Source organism: Sporosarcina ureae, from assembly GCF_029267015.1.
In the GTDB taxonomy this organism is placed as follows: Bacteria; Bacillota; Bacilli; order Bacillales_A; family Planococcaceae; genus Sporosarcina; species Sporosarcina ureae_D.
Window position 1 is genome coordinate 78491 of record NZ_JARIEA010000008.1, and the last position, 16801, is coordinate 95291.

General features: G+C 36.4%; 13 protein-coding genes and 1 pseudogene. 4 read left to right on the plus strand and 10 right to left on the minus strand.

The genetic code is table 11. The annotated features are described in order from the left end of the window. Positions 1-3: 3 nt before the first annotated feature. The gene (locus Q7P97_RS01660; RefSeq protein WP_303965612.1) at positions 4-2019 is read right to left on the minus strand and encodes a hypothetical protein; all 2016 of its coding nucleotides are present in this window, start codon (positions 2017-2019) and stop codon (positions 4-6) included. Next, on the minus strand, positions 2009-4774 hold the full coding sequence (locus Q7P97_RS01665) for a Z1 domain-containing protein (RefSeq protein WP_303965613.1): 2766 nt from the start codon (positions 4772-4774) through the stop codon (positions 2009-2011). The genes Q7P97_RS01660 and Q7P97_RS01665 overlap by 11 nt, the downstream gene beginning before the upstream one ends. Before the next feature lie 317 nt (positions 4775-5091). Between Q7P97_RS01665 and Q7P97_RS01670 the strand changes: the two are divergent. Then, a pseudogene (locus tag Q7P97_RS01670) lies at positions 5092-5226 on the plus strand (transposase); the annotation flags it as partial. Between the two features lie 376 nt (positions 5227-5602). On the opposite strand, the gene Q7P97_RS01675 reads toward Q7P97_RS01670, so the two are convergent. Continuing rightward, positions 5603-6373 carry a hypothetical protein gene (locus tag Q7P97_RS01675; protein ID WP_303965615.1) on the minus strand — a complete coding sequence of 257 codons (771 nt, stop codon included), beginning with the start codon at positions 6371-6373 and terminating at the stop codon, positions 5603-5605. Between the two features lie 161 nt (positions 6374-6534). Between Q7P97_RS01675 and Q7P97_RS01680 the strand changes: the two genes are divergently transcribed. Further along, complete coding sequence (locus tag Q7P97_RS01680) at positions 6535-7533, plus strand: DNA cytosine methyltransferase (protein WP_303965618.1); 999 nt, start codon at positions 6535-6537, stop codon at positions 7531-7533. 63 nt (positions 7534-7596) lie between these two features. Here Q7P97_RS01680 and Q7P97_RS01685 read toward each other — a convergent pair whose 3' ends face one another. The 3 genes from Q7P97_RS01685 to Q7P97_RS01695 form a co-directional block, all read right to left on the minus strand. Beyond that, the gene (locus Q7P97_RS01685; RefSeq protein WP_303965621.1) at positions 7597-8757 is read right to left on the minus strand and encodes a phospholipase D-like domain-containing protein; all 1161 of its coding nucleotides are present in this window, start codon (positions 8755-8757) and stop codon (positions 7597-7599) included. A 15-nt stretch (positions 8758-8772) separates the two neighbouring features. Beyond that, complete coding sequence (locus Q7P97_RS01690; protein ID WP_303965624.1) at positions 8773-9192, minus strand: helix-turn-helix transcriptional regulator; 420 nt, start codon at positions 9190-9192, stop codon at positions 8773-8775. Between the two features lie 291 nt (positions 9193-9483). Then, positions 9484-10203: a response regulator transcription factor gene (locus Q7P97_RS01695; RefSeq protein WP_303965627.1), complete on the minus strand. Its 720-nt coding sequence runs from the start codon at positions 10201-10203 to the stop codon at positions 9484-9486. A 321-nt stretch (positions 10204-10524) separates the two neighbouring features. Here Q7P97_RS01695 and Q7P97_RS01700 point away from each other — a divergent pair, with 321 nt between their 5' ends. Then, positions 10525-11598 (plus strand): tartrate dehydrogenase, encoded by a 1074-nt coding sequence (locus Q7P97_RS01700; RefSeq protein WP_303965630.1) that lies wholly within the window; start codon positions 10525-10527, stop codon positions 11596-11598. Between the two features lie 106 nt (positions 11599-11704). Here Q7P97_RS01700 and Q7P97_RS01705 read toward each other — a convergent pair whose 3' ends face one another. From Q7P97_RS01705 to sda, 4 genes are all read right to left on the minus strand, one after another. After that, positions 11705-12643: a magnesium transporter CorA family protein gene (locus Q7P97_RS01705; RefSeq protein WP_303965633.1), complete on the minus strand. Its 939-nt coding sequence runs from the start codon at positions 12641-12643 to the stop codon at positions 11705-11707. 160 nt (positions 12644-12803) lie between these two features. Then, a complete protein-coding gene (locus Q7P97_RS01710) occupies positions 12804-14174 on the minus strand; it encodes an MATE family efflux transporter (protein ID WP_303965636.1) in 1371 nt (456 codons plus the stop codon). Between the two features lie 52 nt (positions 14175-14226). Next, positions 14227-14880, minus strand: a complete 654-nt coding sequence (locus tag Q7P97_RS01715; protein WP_369684296.1) for a helix-turn-helix transcriptional regulator — start codon at positions 14878-14880, stop codon at positions 14227-14229. Positions 14881-15031: 151 nt separating this feature from the next. Then, the gene (gene sda, locus Q7P97_RS01720) at positions 15032-15148 is read right to left on the minus strand and encodes a sporulation histidine kinase inhibitor Sda (RefSeq protein WP_085427983.1); all 117 of its coding nucleotides are present in this window, start codon (positions 15146-15148) and stop codon (positions 15032-15034) included. Between the two features lie 278 nt (positions 15149-15426). On the opposite strand from sda, the gene Q7P97_RS01725 reads away from it, so the two are divergent. Continuing rightward, positions 15427-16689 (plus strand): MEDS domain-containing protein, encoded by a 1263-nt coding sequence (locus tag Q7P97_RS01725; RefSeq protein WP_303965640.1) that lies wholly within the window; start codon positions 15427-15429, stop codon positions 16687-16689. The last annotated feature ends 112 nt before the right edge of the window (positions 16690-16801 follow it).

Here is a 16801-nt window from a genome sequence, read left to right on the forward strand (position 1 = left end):
TTTCTACAAAGAACGAATCGCTACGTTTGGTATATAACGATTTGAATAAATTTTTAATACGAGCATTCCTTCAATAATACTATCCGTCTGCAGTTCTGATGTTATTTCAAGTGTACCTGAACCGTCATTGCTAAGCTTAAAGATAATCCCTTCACTTGGCATGTCACTGTACTTTAAACCAAACATCTCTTCATCTATCTGATTTACTTGAAGATCTGAGATATAGAATGGAAAGTTAACAGAACTCCCGATTGCCTTTAACCAGGCATTTGCATCCATTCTCTGTTCCTGTGTCAAAACTTGCAGGAAAACGTAGTTTACAGAGTTACTCTTAATAAATGCTTTAAATTCCACTTCAACTGTTTCTTCATCTTTCGGGTTAGAACGTATTACTGAAATGTCAGCACCTCTTGTTTTACTCATACCAGAATTATTCGATGTTTGACCTTCGTCTTTTTTGCGGGTAGATGTTTTTCCAAAGTTTTTTGGCGGAAGCAACATTGCACCGAATTTACGGGAAAGACCAGAAGTTGCAGACGTATACTCAGCATCTTTGTCATCTTGATAAGCATTGGTAATTGCCTGATTAGTCCGTTCTTTGATCCGTTTGACAATCGTTATATTTACGTCATCCTCCCAATTAGCATGGTCAGATGTTTCAATAGAACGTAAATAGGATTCAAGATTTTTATAACCAGCTTTTTGAAAGTTGTCTGTTAGCAAGGCATTTGAATTAGGTACAAAAAAGGCTAGTAGAATATGGTTTTCTTTTAACGCTAGATTGCCATTAGCCCATGTACCGTTGATATTGTATTCAATTACCATACCTGGCTTCCGGCAATATGCCATTACTTTTGGCATGCTACTTTCAATTATATTTTTGTCTTTCACGCCTAAGTATTCTAGTCCTGAACGTTTGTTGTTAGGCGGCATCATATCCATTTCCTCATAGCTCACTTCACGAAAAGCAAGAAACCCAACTTCTTCCTTACTGTTTTTTAATGCATTGCGGCCCAAATTGATAGGTTGAATATTTATGTTTGTCCCTGTTGCCTTACCTAATAAAGCTGATGTATACAATTCCTGGTATATCTTAAAGACTGGCTCGAACTCAAGAGCTTGATGAATTACAGTATTGTTAACTTTACATTCCAAAAATGTACTGTCGAATACTTCTCTGTACTGTTCGTTCCATATACGCGGAAAATACCATCTCTGTACTGCCATTGCAATGGCATCCTCATATCTATCTTCCCACGGGGACTTCAAGGCGTCCTGATCGACTTCTTCCTTTTCGTCCTTATTTAAATATGGAATAATAATTGTTGTGCCTGTCTCCGTTTTTTTATAATTCTCCAAGCCAAATATTTGAAGTATTTCTTTTATCTTCTCAGGATCTGTAATTGGATAAATACGGTCGCTTTCAGTTGAAAGTTCACCCCACCAAGCGATACCGCGCTCATTATTTTCAAGAAGCCTTTCCCCTTTTGCTGGGTCTTCAATTATAGAAGCTATTAATCTTTCTGCATACTGACCCTCTTCTTCTATTCGGGTATAATAGATTACAACTCCAACTCCCAATCGGAAGTAACTAGTTTTTCCATATCCCCAACTTCCCCCAGCACCTTCCTGACTTTGGTTTTTCCCAATTCCGAAAACCAGTTTATGGAAGTTACTGTTGTCTAGAACTTTCATATCTTCAGAAGTATAATTTCCTGTCAGTCCATATGTGTTTCTATCACTAATCGCAAGAAAGTCTTGATAACCCGGATACATTTCAACCAGTTTCTGATCAATTTCTTGGAATACAGGCGCTAATTTTTCTGAATTGAACTTATCAATTTTAAAGTCCACAATTGCACTGTGTGCTCCTTTGATTGATGCATCTAGACTGTTCTGAATCGATTCCCTCACTACTATATCAATCAAGGGTAAATAGTTATTTTGCAATGATTGCAATATCTTTCCACCGTCATGTGACATACTTTGAACATCATTTATTGCATGTTTAATCTGCATTTTCATCGGACTCCTCTACATGATCTTCTTCATGTTCCGGTATATTTATCTTAGCGGATATATAGGTAGCAAGTTGTCCACCTTTCGAAAGTCCAGGGATCATTACATTAATCCCTATTACATCAGTCGGAAGATTTAGAGGCTCCCTTTTGGCATCTTCATCAACAATTAGATCCCTTGCAGTTCCTTTATCAATTCTATAAATTACAAGTTGAGGCACATTACCGTAACCATACTTTTCTCGTATTGAGCGAACATCTAATATCTTCGAAGTCTGTTTTTCTTCGGCTGTCAATGTATCTTCAATGTCCACCAGTAAATCAGAAGGAACTCTTAAAGCCCCTATGTTGGTAATCTTCTTATTACTTCTCATTTTTAGCCTTGTACGTGTGACTGCCTTAGGATTATATCCCTGGATATTCCATTCGCCCGAATCATTTTTGGTTTCTGAAATATCTCCTAAACCAGATAGAACAACACTCCAACCACCTAATTTATTTGAGTTTTTCCCAACCCACTCAATGAGCGCGGGTAGATTTGACATTTTAATATCATTTTCACAGACTTTATAGTCTTCCAAAAAAGATTGTACATTTTCCAGAGATATATCTCTCCAAATCATGCTACTTCTTTTCACTTCGGGCTCAGGGAGATTGTTCAAAAACTCTTTTGTACTTTCTAAGTTATGTTTCAAAATGCCTTCATCATTCTCAAAGTAAATGGTTTGAGAATTAAATCCTGCAAAGTCATATTCCCTCGGTTCAGCAGACTGCATTTTGTTGCTGGATGTTATCCTAATCAATTTATGGTCAACAGAGTTTTTCACCCTAGGAGCATAATCTGAAGGCGTTTGTCCCCTTCGAGAAAAGCCTATAATTTCATCACGTAGTTCTTCATTCATCTGTGATAAGAATTCATACCTTGTCAGAGCATTGTTATCAAGCCACACTCTTGGAAACAGTTCGTATCCTTTTCTATATCCGAACCAACGACCCATTTGCATTAATGTGTCTGCCTGATTTGTGGTACGTAAAAAGTAAGTAGTAGTCAGTCCTTCTAAGGTCAATCCCCTAGAAAGTGTGTTTCCACCTACTACAATAAATGCAGGGGCTGTAGCTGTCTTGCTCTTAGGGTAGACTAGTCTGACGATCTGATTATCAGCCTGGGCTCTACTATTGTCGATAACTAAGTGAAAACCTTTATGATATTTAGGTTGCCCTTCCTCACCTATGGGGATATGACTGATGAATTCATCTATATCAAGACGCAAGATTCTTTCGATATGACGCTCGACTTCCTCCCATGCCGGATAGTCTGGAACTTCGTCTTTAGATGAGTAACCGCTCATCCCTTCAAGAAAATGCGACCGCTTGAAGTCCAAGGTTTCATTTTCATACATTATTTTTAATTGAGGAAGTATGAAATTGTAATTTCCTTTAAAGCTTCTTAAGTAAACCTCTATATTTCTCGCAATACTTGTGTGATCATTAATCCTGAAACTAGTGTGAACTAGCATAGTTATTGGCTTTTGATAGTCAATTGCTCTCATGGCCGCGACAGACAGGATAAACCAGTGTATCGCATCCTTAAGGCTATCTGTGACTGGTATATCCTGTTTTTCCTTTTGTGCTTCATGTATAATTTCGGCATCTTCATCCGATATGTCTCTTATTATATCTATACGCGGACTCATTTCCGGCTCTTCTGTTCCAAATATCTGTTGTGGACCTATATAGTCTTCCGAAGGTTCCAAAAGTGTTATAAAGTCTTTAGGGTATAGTGTATCAACGCCTGTATCATTCAGTATATTGGCATATGGTGTGGCAGTATATGCAATATAATTCATACCTTTTACCAGATCCGTGTTAACAAGTTCAAGGATTAATCTGTTAATAACAGTTTGATCTTCTTCTTCAATTTTTCTAGTATTAATACTCGCTTGGTCTGCCTCGTCATCTATGATGAGTATTTTTAATTGCTGAGCTTTATTTTTATCTTCATACAACCACTTTATTAACGAGTTCAGCCTTGTGCTATTCTTCAGACACACCGTAAAATATCTATCTCTACCATTTTCACTCAAATTAAAATTAGTTATATTATGTTCCGGAGCTTTAGAACGTAAGGAAGGATTATCTACTTGGTGCCAGTGTAAATTACTATTACTACCTGTATTCATATCGCTGTATAAACGGTTAGCTGTCTGTTGGCGCAGGTTTTCGATAACACCTGAAAAAATTATGAAATAATTAAACCCGTTATCAGCTGCCATAGACATTAAAGCTGCCATATTCGCTGTTTTACCAGACTGAACATTACCTATAACTAGACCTTTAACAGCACCTGTTTCATTAGAATCCATAGTAAGACTTCTTAAAATTTCAAAAGAGGAACTCTCAATACTCTTTATAGAGTCGTCTGAAAATCCTTTATTATTTAGGCTAGATTTGTATAATTGCCAGGCTGAATATTTATCTACAGGGATTTTAGCGTCGTTTAAAGTTTGTACTCCTAACTTGTGCACTTTATGCTTTTCTTCCCTTTTCTCCATTTCATCAATTATTTGATTCCATATTTGTATATTCAAATCTTCTCTTTTCAAATTGCATGATGAATATATCATTTGGAAAATCAATTCTTCCGACACACCTGATAAAAACGAAAAATCCCTAACAACTTCCCAACTTCCATGATTATTGTATTGATTTTCTATGTACTGTTTCAGCTGTGAGTATTTCATATTATCGATTATCAATTAATTTCCACCTTCTATCTTCATTTATGACTCAATAAGTAATATTGGTAATTTAATGTGAAACACTTAGAATATATCAATTAAATTATTTTGCCGAATTAACATAGTTAACCTAATATTCACTATAATTATATCGCTATATGTAAATTATTGTAGCATGTTTACATATGATCATACATGCTTCTCTGACTAGTAAAATCACAATAAAGTTACAACCTTTAAACAATACATATATAGATATTGCACTAAACCCTGGTGGTAGTATAGATGTATGGACACAACCTCTCTATCCTATAAATAGAGAGGTTGTATCCGGAATAAAAAAACGTTATAACCAGGAATTTAAACAAACAATAGTCGAACTTTACAGATCTGGCACATCTGTGAGGGATTTCAGTAGCAAGTATGGTGAATCTGAAGTAACAATTTATAAATGGATTAAAACAATTTCCTTCATTGAAATCAGTGAGTATTTAAATTTTATGGAAGGTTATGAAGAGAAATTTAAACTAGATGAAAAAGAATTCGTAGCAACGATATTTGATCCTACAGGGGATGCTGGTATGATTTTAATCTTAGGAGATAACGTAGATGGTAAAAAAGAAGGTTTAACTTTTCTCCATCTATGCTTGTCGAGAGGCGGAGAAGTAGAACACGGTCTAGATTCTTTAGCCTTCTACAGTCCAGGAGACGCTAGAGCGTTTGTCGAGAATTTATCTAATATGAATGCGCTTGAGTTTATGTTCAAGTCACTTGGCTTTAGACCAGGATATTTTTAAATACTAAAAAGCAGCCTTACTCCTTAGAGCAGCTGCTTTTCCTATTTTTTTAATTATCGTTGACTAAAGCATGTAGCAAATTATCTATAGGCATTAGGTTGCCTGTTTGAATATAGTAATTAGTTGCATCCATTTTAGTTTTACTAGTTCCTAGATATCCACCTTGCTTTATTACGTGTTCTTGCTGAATAACTCTACGTAAGTTCCTAAGGTTTACATAGCCTGGAATATCATAGTCGGAAGAAAAACCTTCAAATATCTCTTCTAATTCATCCCATGATACATTTTTATTGAAATACTTTTTTGCTGATCTGAATCTAGCCGTTATATCTGAATCTAACCTCACTAATACAATAGCATGATAAATACCGGCACCTGGCTTATTTTTATTTGGAATATATGTGCCCTTTTCATCCCAATCTTTTTCTTCAAGTAATAACAGATTACCAATACTTTTTGTTGTTTTAACTGCTAAATTATACTTACCACTTACGAAATCACTTTCATCCCATTTACCTAATTTAAAAGTGTCTAAATCAGGTCTAGGTAGTTCTAAGTTTCTTTTTCTACTATATCTCCAAAAAGCGAATTCCCCAAGCTTTCCATTAAAAGCATCACAAAATATTTCACCGTTCTTTCTGGAGTTTTTTCCACCAGATCTAGTAGCCCTATGTTCACCCTCTTTACCAAAAGACATGTCGAATGCAAATTTTTTGCATTCATTAATTACTTCGTCAGGAAGAGATTCTATAGCATTATATCTCGTTGCATTATTAATAGTATAGATAGTTCGATTACCTTGTTGTTTTATTGTTAACAATACTCCCACTCCTTCAAATTAACTAATATTAACTATACCTTAATCTAACTATTTATTAAACGCCAAATTATCTGACTATAATGAAGCGTATGTTCGCTTTTAATATAGTTATGTTATATAATAAAAGCAGCACGCCGCTATTTAAAAAGGAGGATGAAATAATGTTTAAATTAGCTGGTTTCTTTGGTGGTATTGGTGGTATTGAATTAGGATTTGAACAAGCTGGATTTGATATCGTATGGGCAAATGAATTTGATGAAAAAGCATCTATTACTTATAATTTAAACCATAATCATTACTTGCATGTTGATGATATTCATAACGTAGAACCTGCTGACATGCCAGACACGGACGTCATTGCAGGAGGCTTTCCTTGTCAGGCTTTTAGTATAGCCGGCTACAGAAAAGGGTTTGAAGATGATAGAGGTAATCTTTTTTTTGAGATGTTGCGTATAATTCAAGAAAAAAAACCAAAAGTAGTTTTCTTAGAAAACGTTAAAAACTTAGTAAGTCATGAGAAAGGTAATACTTATCGAGTAATAATAGAAGCTTTAGAGTCAAATGGTTACCATGTAAAAGATAAAATTCTTAACGGCTCTGAGTATGGTAATGTTCCTCAAAACAGAGAACGTATTTATATTGTAGCTTTTCTCGAAAAAAAACATTACGAAAAATTCGAATTCCCTAGCCCAATACCTTTAACGAAAAAATTAACAGATGTAATTGATTTCGAAAATAAAGTAGATGATCGCTTTTACTACAAACCAGAAAAGTGCATTTTCTATGATCAGCTAGAAAAAGATATCGTAAGTAAAGAAACAATATATCAATGGAGAAGAAAGTACGTACGTGAAAACAAATCAGGTGTATGTCCTACACTTACTGCAAATATGGGGACAGGCGGACATAATGTGCCTCTTATTTTCACGGATCACGGTATCAGAAAACTGACTCCTAAAGAATGTTTAAACATTCAAGGGTTTCCAAATAACTTTAAAGTTCCAGAAGACTTAGCTATATCCCATTTGTACAAGCAGGCTGGTAATTCTGTAGTAGTACCAGTAGTTTATCGTATTGCGAAAAATATAAAGTTTGCTCTAGATGCTTTTGAATACAAAACAGTAGATTTAGTAACTGACAAAGTTGAAATGAGCGTATAAATAATCGACTATTAATACATTCTTATTTAGACTTCGCCATCCATTTTAAATTGGATGGCGTTTTTATAATGAATTATTCTTCATTTTAAATGTATCATATGTTCCTATTTCACAAAAATCAATTGAGAAATTACTATCACTATTTTTCTCAATTTTAACTGAATCTATATTTAACCGTTCTAACATATCGAAATCAACTAATTTTTTCTCTGGAAGATTCAAAACTTCTCTTAATAGCCATTTACCTAAATCTTTATTGGGATTGGTCATAAGTGCTTTACTTCCATCCTGGCACACTTTCGCATCAAGAACTTTTCCAGACGGCACACAAAGATGGAATGGTGAATCGCGATCCGGGAAAAAGTCTTCGAATTCATCGTGAATCCACTTAGGTATTGGGATATAGATCTCATTTGGATCTCTGGGTCTGCCTTTAGCATTCCATTGATTAAGGCCACTTCTTTCAGGAACATTTCGCTTAGTCCCCCTGTCTGAGAATAATGGTAGAATAACGCTAGGCACTTCTAATTTATGGTCTGCTTCAAGTTGTAAAGGGTTAGATTCTTTAACTAATGTATCACTATGCCTTGATGGTAGTAAATTTTCTAAAGCAAGATAGGGATTTTCAATTATAGGTACGTTAACTTCTATAAGTGCATTTTGTGTAATAAAGCGTTTATAAAGAGTACTTTTAGTTATGTTAAAGCTATATTCATTTTTACGATCATTAAAAGTGATCGTATTGTTGTTTTTTTTAATTGCATTTATATTATTGATATCTATCATATCCATAGGCTCTTCATAAATACTAACTTTGCCAGGTTGCCTTGTAACACAATGATAAATCATAGTGGAAACATTATGTGCTCTTTTAGTAAAGGCTATTCTTTCATTTCTCATTTCACTTATTGTAGTAACTAATTCTTTTGTCGTTTTATCACGATACAAATGAGAGTTCCTATTGAATTCTGCAATTTTCTGTAACGTTCGACCATTACCATGTAAAAAAGTCTTCAAACCAATACCTATATCTTCATACTTTGCATCCGCTGAGCAATCAGACCGACCTAAATTTTCTGCTGAAAAGGCTAAACAATATATATTTTCTACACTTCTAGATACTAAGTATGGAATGTCACTTTCTGAGAATAGCCTTGATAATGAACCTGTACTCTTTAACATATTTTTATAATTTTCTATCTTATTTCTATCATACTTATGCATGATAGCACTTCCCTTCTATACATTTATTCCTATTAGATAATCAGCAGACACTTTACACTTTTCACATATTATTTGAATTTTTTTTATGGTAGGGCTACGTTTTCCATTCTCATATTCTGACCACATACTAGTTTTGACTTTGATTAAGCTAGCCATCTCTTTTTGTGTTTTTTTCATTCGATCCCGTATATTCGCTAGCTTATGTTCGAGTAACTCACCTCTCGGATCTGGTGTTTGAGAAATATCTTTTATATTTAATAGAATATCTGCTGAAAGTCCGTAGTATTTACAAATCCCCTTAAAAGTTTCTAGAGACGGAATCGATCTATTGTTTTCGTAATGACTCAGTACACCAACTGTTATATTAAGTTCTTTCGCTACAACTATCTGTGTTTTATTTGCCCTAGCTTTTTTAAACACTATTCCTAAATTCAACTTTTATCTTCCTCCCTCACTAGATAACATCATATCTGAAAGTTTATTTTTTTAGTTACAACTTCTATATTTCTATATTTATGCAAAATACAGAAAACTTCAGTATTTCTTTAATTTGATATTCTTGATTATTCTCTAAAACAAAAAACCTATCCCGGTGATATTAGGATAAGCTGGTAGATTTTATATTTTATAAGTATTATTTTTCATTGAAATTACTGGCTACATGTATATAAAAACAATTTTAGATTTTTATTACCCATAATAAATTTAATATATATGATCATATATTCAGTCATTTGAAACCTTTAGTTTATATCCAACACCCCAAACAGTTACAATCATTTTTGCTGCGTTCTCTGAAACACTTCCTAGCTTTTCACGTAGTCGCTTAACGTGTGTATCTACTGTTCGTAAATCACCAAAGAACTCGTAATGCCACACTTCCTTTAATAGCTGTTCTCGTTCGTATACTTTGTCTGGTGATTTTGCTAGAAAATAAAGCAATTCATACTCTTTGGGAGTCAATTTAACATCTCTTCCTTCAGCTGTCACACGGTGTGCGTCATGATCTATTATTAAATCTGTTAATACTACGATATTTTTATTTGTAGCATTTACATCTGACTTACTTTGCGAATCAGATCTTCTTAGTAAAGCCTTTACCCTTAATACAACTTCTCTCACGCTAAATGGTTTAACAATATAATCATCGGCACCTATTTCAAACCCACTTAACCGATCTGTTTCTTCACCTTTAGCCGTCAACATTATTATTGGAGTTTCAAATTCTTTATCGCGAAGTTCCTTTAAGACTTCTAATCCATCTTTTTCGGGCATCATAACATCTAGAAGTACGCAATCAAATTGACCGTTTATTGCTTTTTTAAGGCCTTCCTCACCATTACTAGCCTCTTCAATTTCGAATCCTTCACGAGATAAATACATATTCAGAAGACGACGAATACGATCTTCATCATCAACAACTAGAATTTTCATTACTTCTTCCATATGTCATTCCTACTTTCTATATACTTATATAGCTAATTGTACAATTTATAACCTCTAAATGAAAATTATTAACTATAATGTAATTATTTTTAACATAACTACTATACTCATATTAATACACTCTCCAATACGTCCATTTAGATGGCGCAATTCTGTCGGCTAGCAAGTTAGGACTTGTTATTTGAAACTCAGTACTTTTTTGTATTCTTCATACAGATGCTTAGCTCCTTCAGCGCTAATGTTATCGCTAACCTTCATTTCCCTCTCTCAAAATGATACGCTAATAACAGAATTTATTCATACAAAGAAACGAGTGAGGAAATGAAAATTTTTAAAATAGCCGTAATCTCCGGTGACGGAATCGGCCCAGAAGTAATTGACGAAGGTATCAAAGTAATGAAACGCATAGCCGAACTAGACGGACGCCTTTCATTCGAATTCACCCACTTCCCATGGGGGTGCGAGTATTACTTAGAACATGGACAAATGATGGCAAGTGACGGGATGGAGCAACTCGAGAAATTTGACGCGATCTATTTAGGCGCGGTTGGATTCCCTGGAGTGCCTGACCATATATCGTTATGGGATTTACTATTGATCATTCGCAAACAGTTCGATCAATATGTCAATATCCGACCCATCCAGTTGTTGAACGGTGCGCCTTGTCCTATTGAAAACGGAACGAAGGAATCGATTGATATGTTGTTCATCCGAGAAAACAGTGAAGGTGAATACGCTGGAGCTGGTGATTGGCTGTTTAAGGGTAAGCCGGAGGAAGTAGTATTGCAGACGGGTGTGTTCTCTCGTAAAGGAACGGAGCGGATCATTCGGTATGCATTTGAGACAGCTTCAGATCTTGGGAAGACGTTGACGAGTATTAGTAAAGCGAATGCATTGAACTATTCAATGGTTTTCTGGGATCAAGTATTTGAAGAAGTGAGTCAAGAGTATCCGCATGTGGAGACGGCGAGCTACCTGGTTGATGCGGCTGCGATGTTGATGATTAAAGATCCGGCACGATTTGAAGTGGTCGTTACGTCGAATCTATTCGGGGATATTTTGACGGATTTAGGCGCTGCACTAGCTGGAGGAATGGGACTGGCTGCAGGGGCGAATATTAATCCTGAAAAGACGTACCCTTCTATGTTTGAACCGATTCATGGATCGGCTCCGGATATTGCAGGTCAGCATATTGCGAATCCATTAGCGACTATTTGGTCAGCTAGTCAAATGTTCGATTTCTTTGGATTTGAAGATTTGGGTAAGTTGTTGTTGGATTCGATTGAAGAATTGTTGGTAACGAAGTCTGCATTGACACAGGATTTAGGTGGTAGTGCTTCGACTATTGAAGTGGGCGATGCGATTGTGGCATTAATTGAATCGAAGTATGTATAACGTAAAATATAAATACTTGAATATTAACTGATTAAAAGTGCTATTCCGTTTTAGGATAGCACTTTTTTCTTTTGGATCGGTACCTACTAGCTTGTTGCCTATCACACTAAAAGTTCTTCCCCTTCGAGCTGTTCAATACGCTACCGATCCAATGTTTCTTACGCAAGTAGTAATATAACCCCCACGTAGATAGAACAATGACGAGAATCGCGCCCAAATAGCCATATTTCCAATCGAGTTCCGGCATGAATCTGAAGTTCATTCCCCATAAGGCACCCCAAGCCGCTACTGGTGTGAAGAGCATCGTGATGACGGTTAATGTTTTGACGATTTCATTGCCTCGATAGGAGGAGATAATCGATTCAAGATCGACCAGTTGGCCTATTTCTTCGTTGTATTCTCGGATTGTCTGGCGGCATCGTCGGATACGCCGACACGTTCGTTTGTAGAAATCCCCTTCCATGATGTTGTCCCCGAATGCTTCCACTGTTGCTTCTTGAATTTCCATGAACGGAATGATAAGGTTTTTCCAAACTAGAATTTCGAACTGATTGTCCATAATCTGTTCAAAGACTGGCTCATCATTCTTCGCTTTGACACTCCACAGTAAATCATGCATCCGGTCTTCAAAGCTATCGATTTCTTGTAGGAATACGTTCGCAATTTCTCCAATGAGCACCATGAATCCTTCGATGGCATCCTCTGCTTTGTCCATGTATTTCAGTACTTGCTGTTGGGCAGCACCTGTAAAGAACGCTGTATCGATTCCGGACGTTAGAAGGGTATCTTTTGTAAGGTAATAATGAAGGATGGTCTTTTCGCTGCGAATTTCAACGTTCTGGGAATAGACAACGGAGCCCCACATCGATTCCTTTCCCTCTTCAGTTCCGTCCATTTCTAGATTACTGTTTTGACGTTTGTCCAACGACATGGCCCAGCGCTTGCTAGCAAGTGGGATATCCAGGGACGCGTCAATCTCCTGTTGAGTGGCTGCGTCAATGCGGACCCATGTCCAATTGTTATACGCAAGTACAGGTTCCATCATCGGACTCTCCCCCTTTTTCTCTAATTTTCCTTGTTGAGAAACAAATTAAACATTTGAGTGCTAATTCCAAGCACTCCACTTCACCGCATCATGTTAAATCCTCACTATAAAAGTTGGGTTTTTATTAAATAACGGCAAATTTCTCTTTCCGAAGAAAACATCAGTGATCTTCACTAGAGACACTTTTTGCCTTTTTAAAGAAGAACAAAGCCATCCCAAGAGTCAGTATATCCGCAAGCGGAATCGCAAAAAAGATTGAGAATGATGGACTGATTGTGAAAATATCATATTTCTCGAAGATGTACGGCAAGATAATGACGAGTGGTATGACAGAAACGACTTGTCTCGTTACTCCGATCATGACTGCTTTCATTTCGCTACCTGTCACTTGAAGCAATGTCATGATTGTATACGTCACGCCGAGAATCGGAAACGTGATGAAGATCACTTGGATGATCGACATGACCGAGTCGATGATTGCTTGATCCCCTGTGAATAGCACGAGAATATACTTTCCTACTAAGAATACGATCGCTGTGATTCCGATTCCGTAGAAGAAACAATACTGTACGGTTTTCTTTACGACTAATAGCTTTTTATCTTCATCGCCTTTTCCGTTGAAGTACGCAATAATCGTTTGAACGGCTTGTGTGATACCAATGATTGGCATCAACAATAGCGTGTACATTTTATTGGCAATATTCCACATCGCAATATGTGCATTGCCGCCTACTGTCAGCAATTGATAATTGACGATGAATGCTGTTACGCCTGCCAATAGTTGAATCGTCGTTTGGGCAAATCCGATTTTGAACATGTTATACGACATGGTGATAAATGCTTTTGGCGAAATCGGGTTGGATGTAAACCAGTTGTGGTTTTTCACGAGATACATGACAGCCAGCAGTGCGCACACTACTTCACTGATGAGTGTACCGAGTGCGATCCCGACCATTCCGAGCTCTAAACCGAATGTCAGGATGGCGTTACTTATGACGTTGATGACGACAGACAAAACGATGATGATGGCTTCCGCTTTTGGATTTCCGAATGCGCGTATGACACTTGTTAGCGTATACCCGACCGCACTGAATATATTACTGATTAGGATAATACGTAAATAATCTTGCGCCAGTTTGTATACTTCCGCCTCGGCACCAAGCATCGACAATATAGAGTGCATGAATAAGTAGACGAGGAATGACGTACTGGCGCTGACGACGATTGTCATGATGAAGCCACTCTTGAAATAATTATTCAGTTTTATTTTGTCATTTCGACCTAAGTATGTAGAAATCATGATAGCTGTGGAAATTGCAAACAGTGTTTGAAGTGCAACAAATACCGCCATCAGTGGGGATAATAACCCCATTGCAGTCAATGCGCTTTCGCTTTGGCTACCTAAGTGTCCCGCAAAGGAAGTGTCCACGACCGCAGTCATCGTTTCTATGAGTAAAGAAAAGATTGCTGGAATGGAGAACGTCATGATGAGTCTATTAATGGATTGGCTTTCATATAAGTTATTTTTCATTGGATATCCCTCCGAAATTAACTATACCAACCGCAATAGGACACCTAATGTCTTATTTGAACATGATATGTGTATTTTCTTTGTAAGGAATAAATATTCTTTCGAATTCTATTTCCGTACACTGTGCTTTTTTAATTGTAGAGATTTCAATCAATAGATAGTCCTCGTCGTAAGCGTATAGGTATAACCCTTCCGGCCGTAATACATAACTAATGGGCGCGACTAGAATCTGCTCGTCACCGCGTGTGATGGCCAGTAATACTTCTTCATCCAAGCAATGATTGATTTTCTTATATACGCTTTCGCTCATATCTATTTTTTCTCCTGTAAAATCTACAACGAAATAATCATTGGCATCCGTCTCCAATAAATCAATCAACTCCGGTGAAATAAGAGCCAGTTTTTTCATGACCTGATCTTTATTTTGGTTTGAAGAGATGCTATCGTACATCGACAATGCAATGGTGATCGTTTGCAAGTCTTCATTCGTGAAGAAGCTTTCGGTTAATTTGTAGCTCTCTTCTATATAGATCCCACCTTGATTTCCTTGTTTACAAGTTACGGGAACGCCCATCATAGATAATTTATCCACATCTCGCTGAATTGTTTTGACACTCACTTCAAACATCTCGGACAATTCTTTATGGGTTACTTTTTTCACTTTCAATAAATACAGCAATATTTCAAATTGACGATTTCGTATGATACTCCCTCTATTCTTTTCTACATTAGTCCTCTATGTATCGTAGCTTTTCTTATTATGTAATGAAAGTAATGAGTGGCCTATTCTTAAAACAACGCGCCTTGCCTCATTCAACACACTCGACCTATTCATAAATAAAAAAACGCCACGGCATCTATATACCACGGCGTTTGATTTCTTCTTTTAGTAGTTCAATAAATGCTGGCTCTACACGTATTTTCTCTGTTCGCTCATAGGCTTCGAGTAATGCAGCGTTTGATAAATTTAGCATAAGGGGCACCTACTTTCTTCGTAGTTTCAACTTTGTTTGCTTATGATACCCCTTATGTACAATATGTAAACCATTTAATGAATTAGTTGTATAGGTTTATTGCAGTTGAGATATTGTTCACCATCGTCCAATGGAACATGGGTGGCTGAAATGCAGGTCCATGTTTTCTAGAGGCGATGCATTATTTGTACTAAAGAACTATAAATTTAATATCACTTTTAGTAAATATAATGTTATAATAGTACACACTATTCATTTTATTTAGGAGGGTTGTTAAAATGATAAAAACAAGCGGTAAAAACAGGGAAATAGAACTAAATAAAGGCGTAAATCCCTTACAAGTAGGTCATGTGGTGTATACGTATACAGATCGTAACAAGTATTTAGAACGTGCTACTTCCTATGTTGCGGAAGGGCTGGATAAAAACCACATCATTCTGTATGTGGATCGACCAACCAGTTATGCTTCTGTTATAGAAAACCTCAAAAATATCGGTTACACGGAAGAGCAAATGGATAACATCTATTTTGTTGATACCGACATAGCCTATAAAACGCACGAGAGTTTTAACCCTGAAGCCATTTTAAAGGATTTACATGACTTCTTTGATCCCCATGTGAAAGAAGGTAACATGCTTCGCGGGTGGGGGTTGGTGACGTGGCGTCCTCAAAGTAAAAAAACGATTGTTCCTTCTATAGCATTACACGAACAAAATTTTGACGACTTTTTCTCAAGAGTAGCGAATATCACCGGTAATTACATTAATATATGTGCGTATGATAGTGTATCTTTATCTGGTTCGCTTTTAATTGAACTTTTGCAAACCCATGAATACCATATGACGGATACGAATTTCTTACCTTCCCATTTATATAAAAAAGAGTCTGCTCGTTTTACAGGAATATCAAAACAACTGCAGTTTGAGAATGAATTACGAAACCATGATACGCGCAGAGAAAAGTTAGATATAACGGGAAAGTTAGCTTCCATCATTGCCCACGAACTTCGCACCTCTCTTACTGTTGTTCAAGGACGTTTACAATTGTTAGACCTCATGGCTAATGATCGTAGTGAAGCGAGTCAAGCACAATTTGATGCGATCAAAAATGGATTAAGAGAAATAGAACAAATTGCCTCTAAATTTTTATGCTTAGCTGAAACACATATAGTCAATAAAAAGGTGATCAATATTTCGGAGTTAATCGAAGTGGTTAAGATGCAGATGAGATCGGATCTGGATTTGGAAACGATCGATATACATGTAAAATCAGATAATACCAAGATGACTATTTTTGGTGATGAATTAAAAGTAAGACAAGTATTTATTAATTTAATCAAAAATGCGATTGAGGCTCTGGAAACTGGAATTATCACGGTTCACGTGAAGGATGATCTTGATCACGTGACGATTGATGTTTCTGATAACGGTCCAGGTATCCCCGATGAAATCATTAATAAAATAGGTGATCCATTTATGTCATCAAAAGTGGATGGAACGGGGTTAGGATTGTTGATTTGTGAAAAAGTAAGCGTCAAATAGTGAACACATTCTAATAGAAGATAATTCGTGAGATACTCCTCCCATAGAACATATTTTGGGAGGTATTTATTTGAATAGAAAAGAAAAAGAAGCATACTGGTCTGCAAAGATC

What these genes read in the sequence shown, in the direction of transcription:
- Q7P97_RS01660 (WP_303965612.1), bottom strand. Translation starts at nt 2,019, where the DNA reads ATGCAGATTAAACATGCAATAAATGATGTTCAAAGTATGTCACATGAC.
- Q7P97_RS01680 (WP_303965618.1), top strand. Translation starts at nt 6,535, where the DNA reads ATGTTTAAATTAGCTGGTTTCTTTGGTGGTATTGGTGGTATTGAATTA.
- Q7P97_RS01685 (WP_303965621.1), bottom strand. Translation starts at nt 8,757, where the DNA reads ATGCATAAGTATGATAGAAATAAGATAGAAAATTATAAAAATATGTTA.
- Q7P97_RS01695 (WP_303965627.1), bottom strand. Translation starts at nt 10,203, where the DNA reads ATGGAAGAAGTAATGAAAATTCTAGTTGTTGATGATGAAGATCGTATT.
- Q7P97_RS01700 (WP_303965630.1), top strand. Translation starts at nt 10,525, where the DNA reads ATGAAAATTTTTAAAATAGCCGTAATCTCCGGTGACGGAATCGGCCCA.
- Q7P97_RS01705 (WP_303965633.1), bottom strand. Translation starts at nt 12,643, where the DNA reads ATGATGGAACCTGTACTTGCGTATAACAATTGGACATGGGTCCGCATT.
- Q7P97_RS01710 (WP_303965636.1), bottom strand. Translation starts at nt 14,174, where the DNA reads ATGAAAAATAACTTATATGAAAGCCAATCCATTAATAGACTCATCATG.
- sda (WP_085427983.1), bottom strand. Translation starts at nt 15,148, where the DNA reads ATGCTAAATTTATCAAACGCTGCATTACTCGAAGCCTATGAGCGAACA.
- Q7P97_RS01725 (WP_303965640.1), top strand. Translation starts at nt 15,427, where the DNA reads ATGATAAAAACAAGCGGTAAAAACAGGGAAATAGAACTAAATAAAGGC.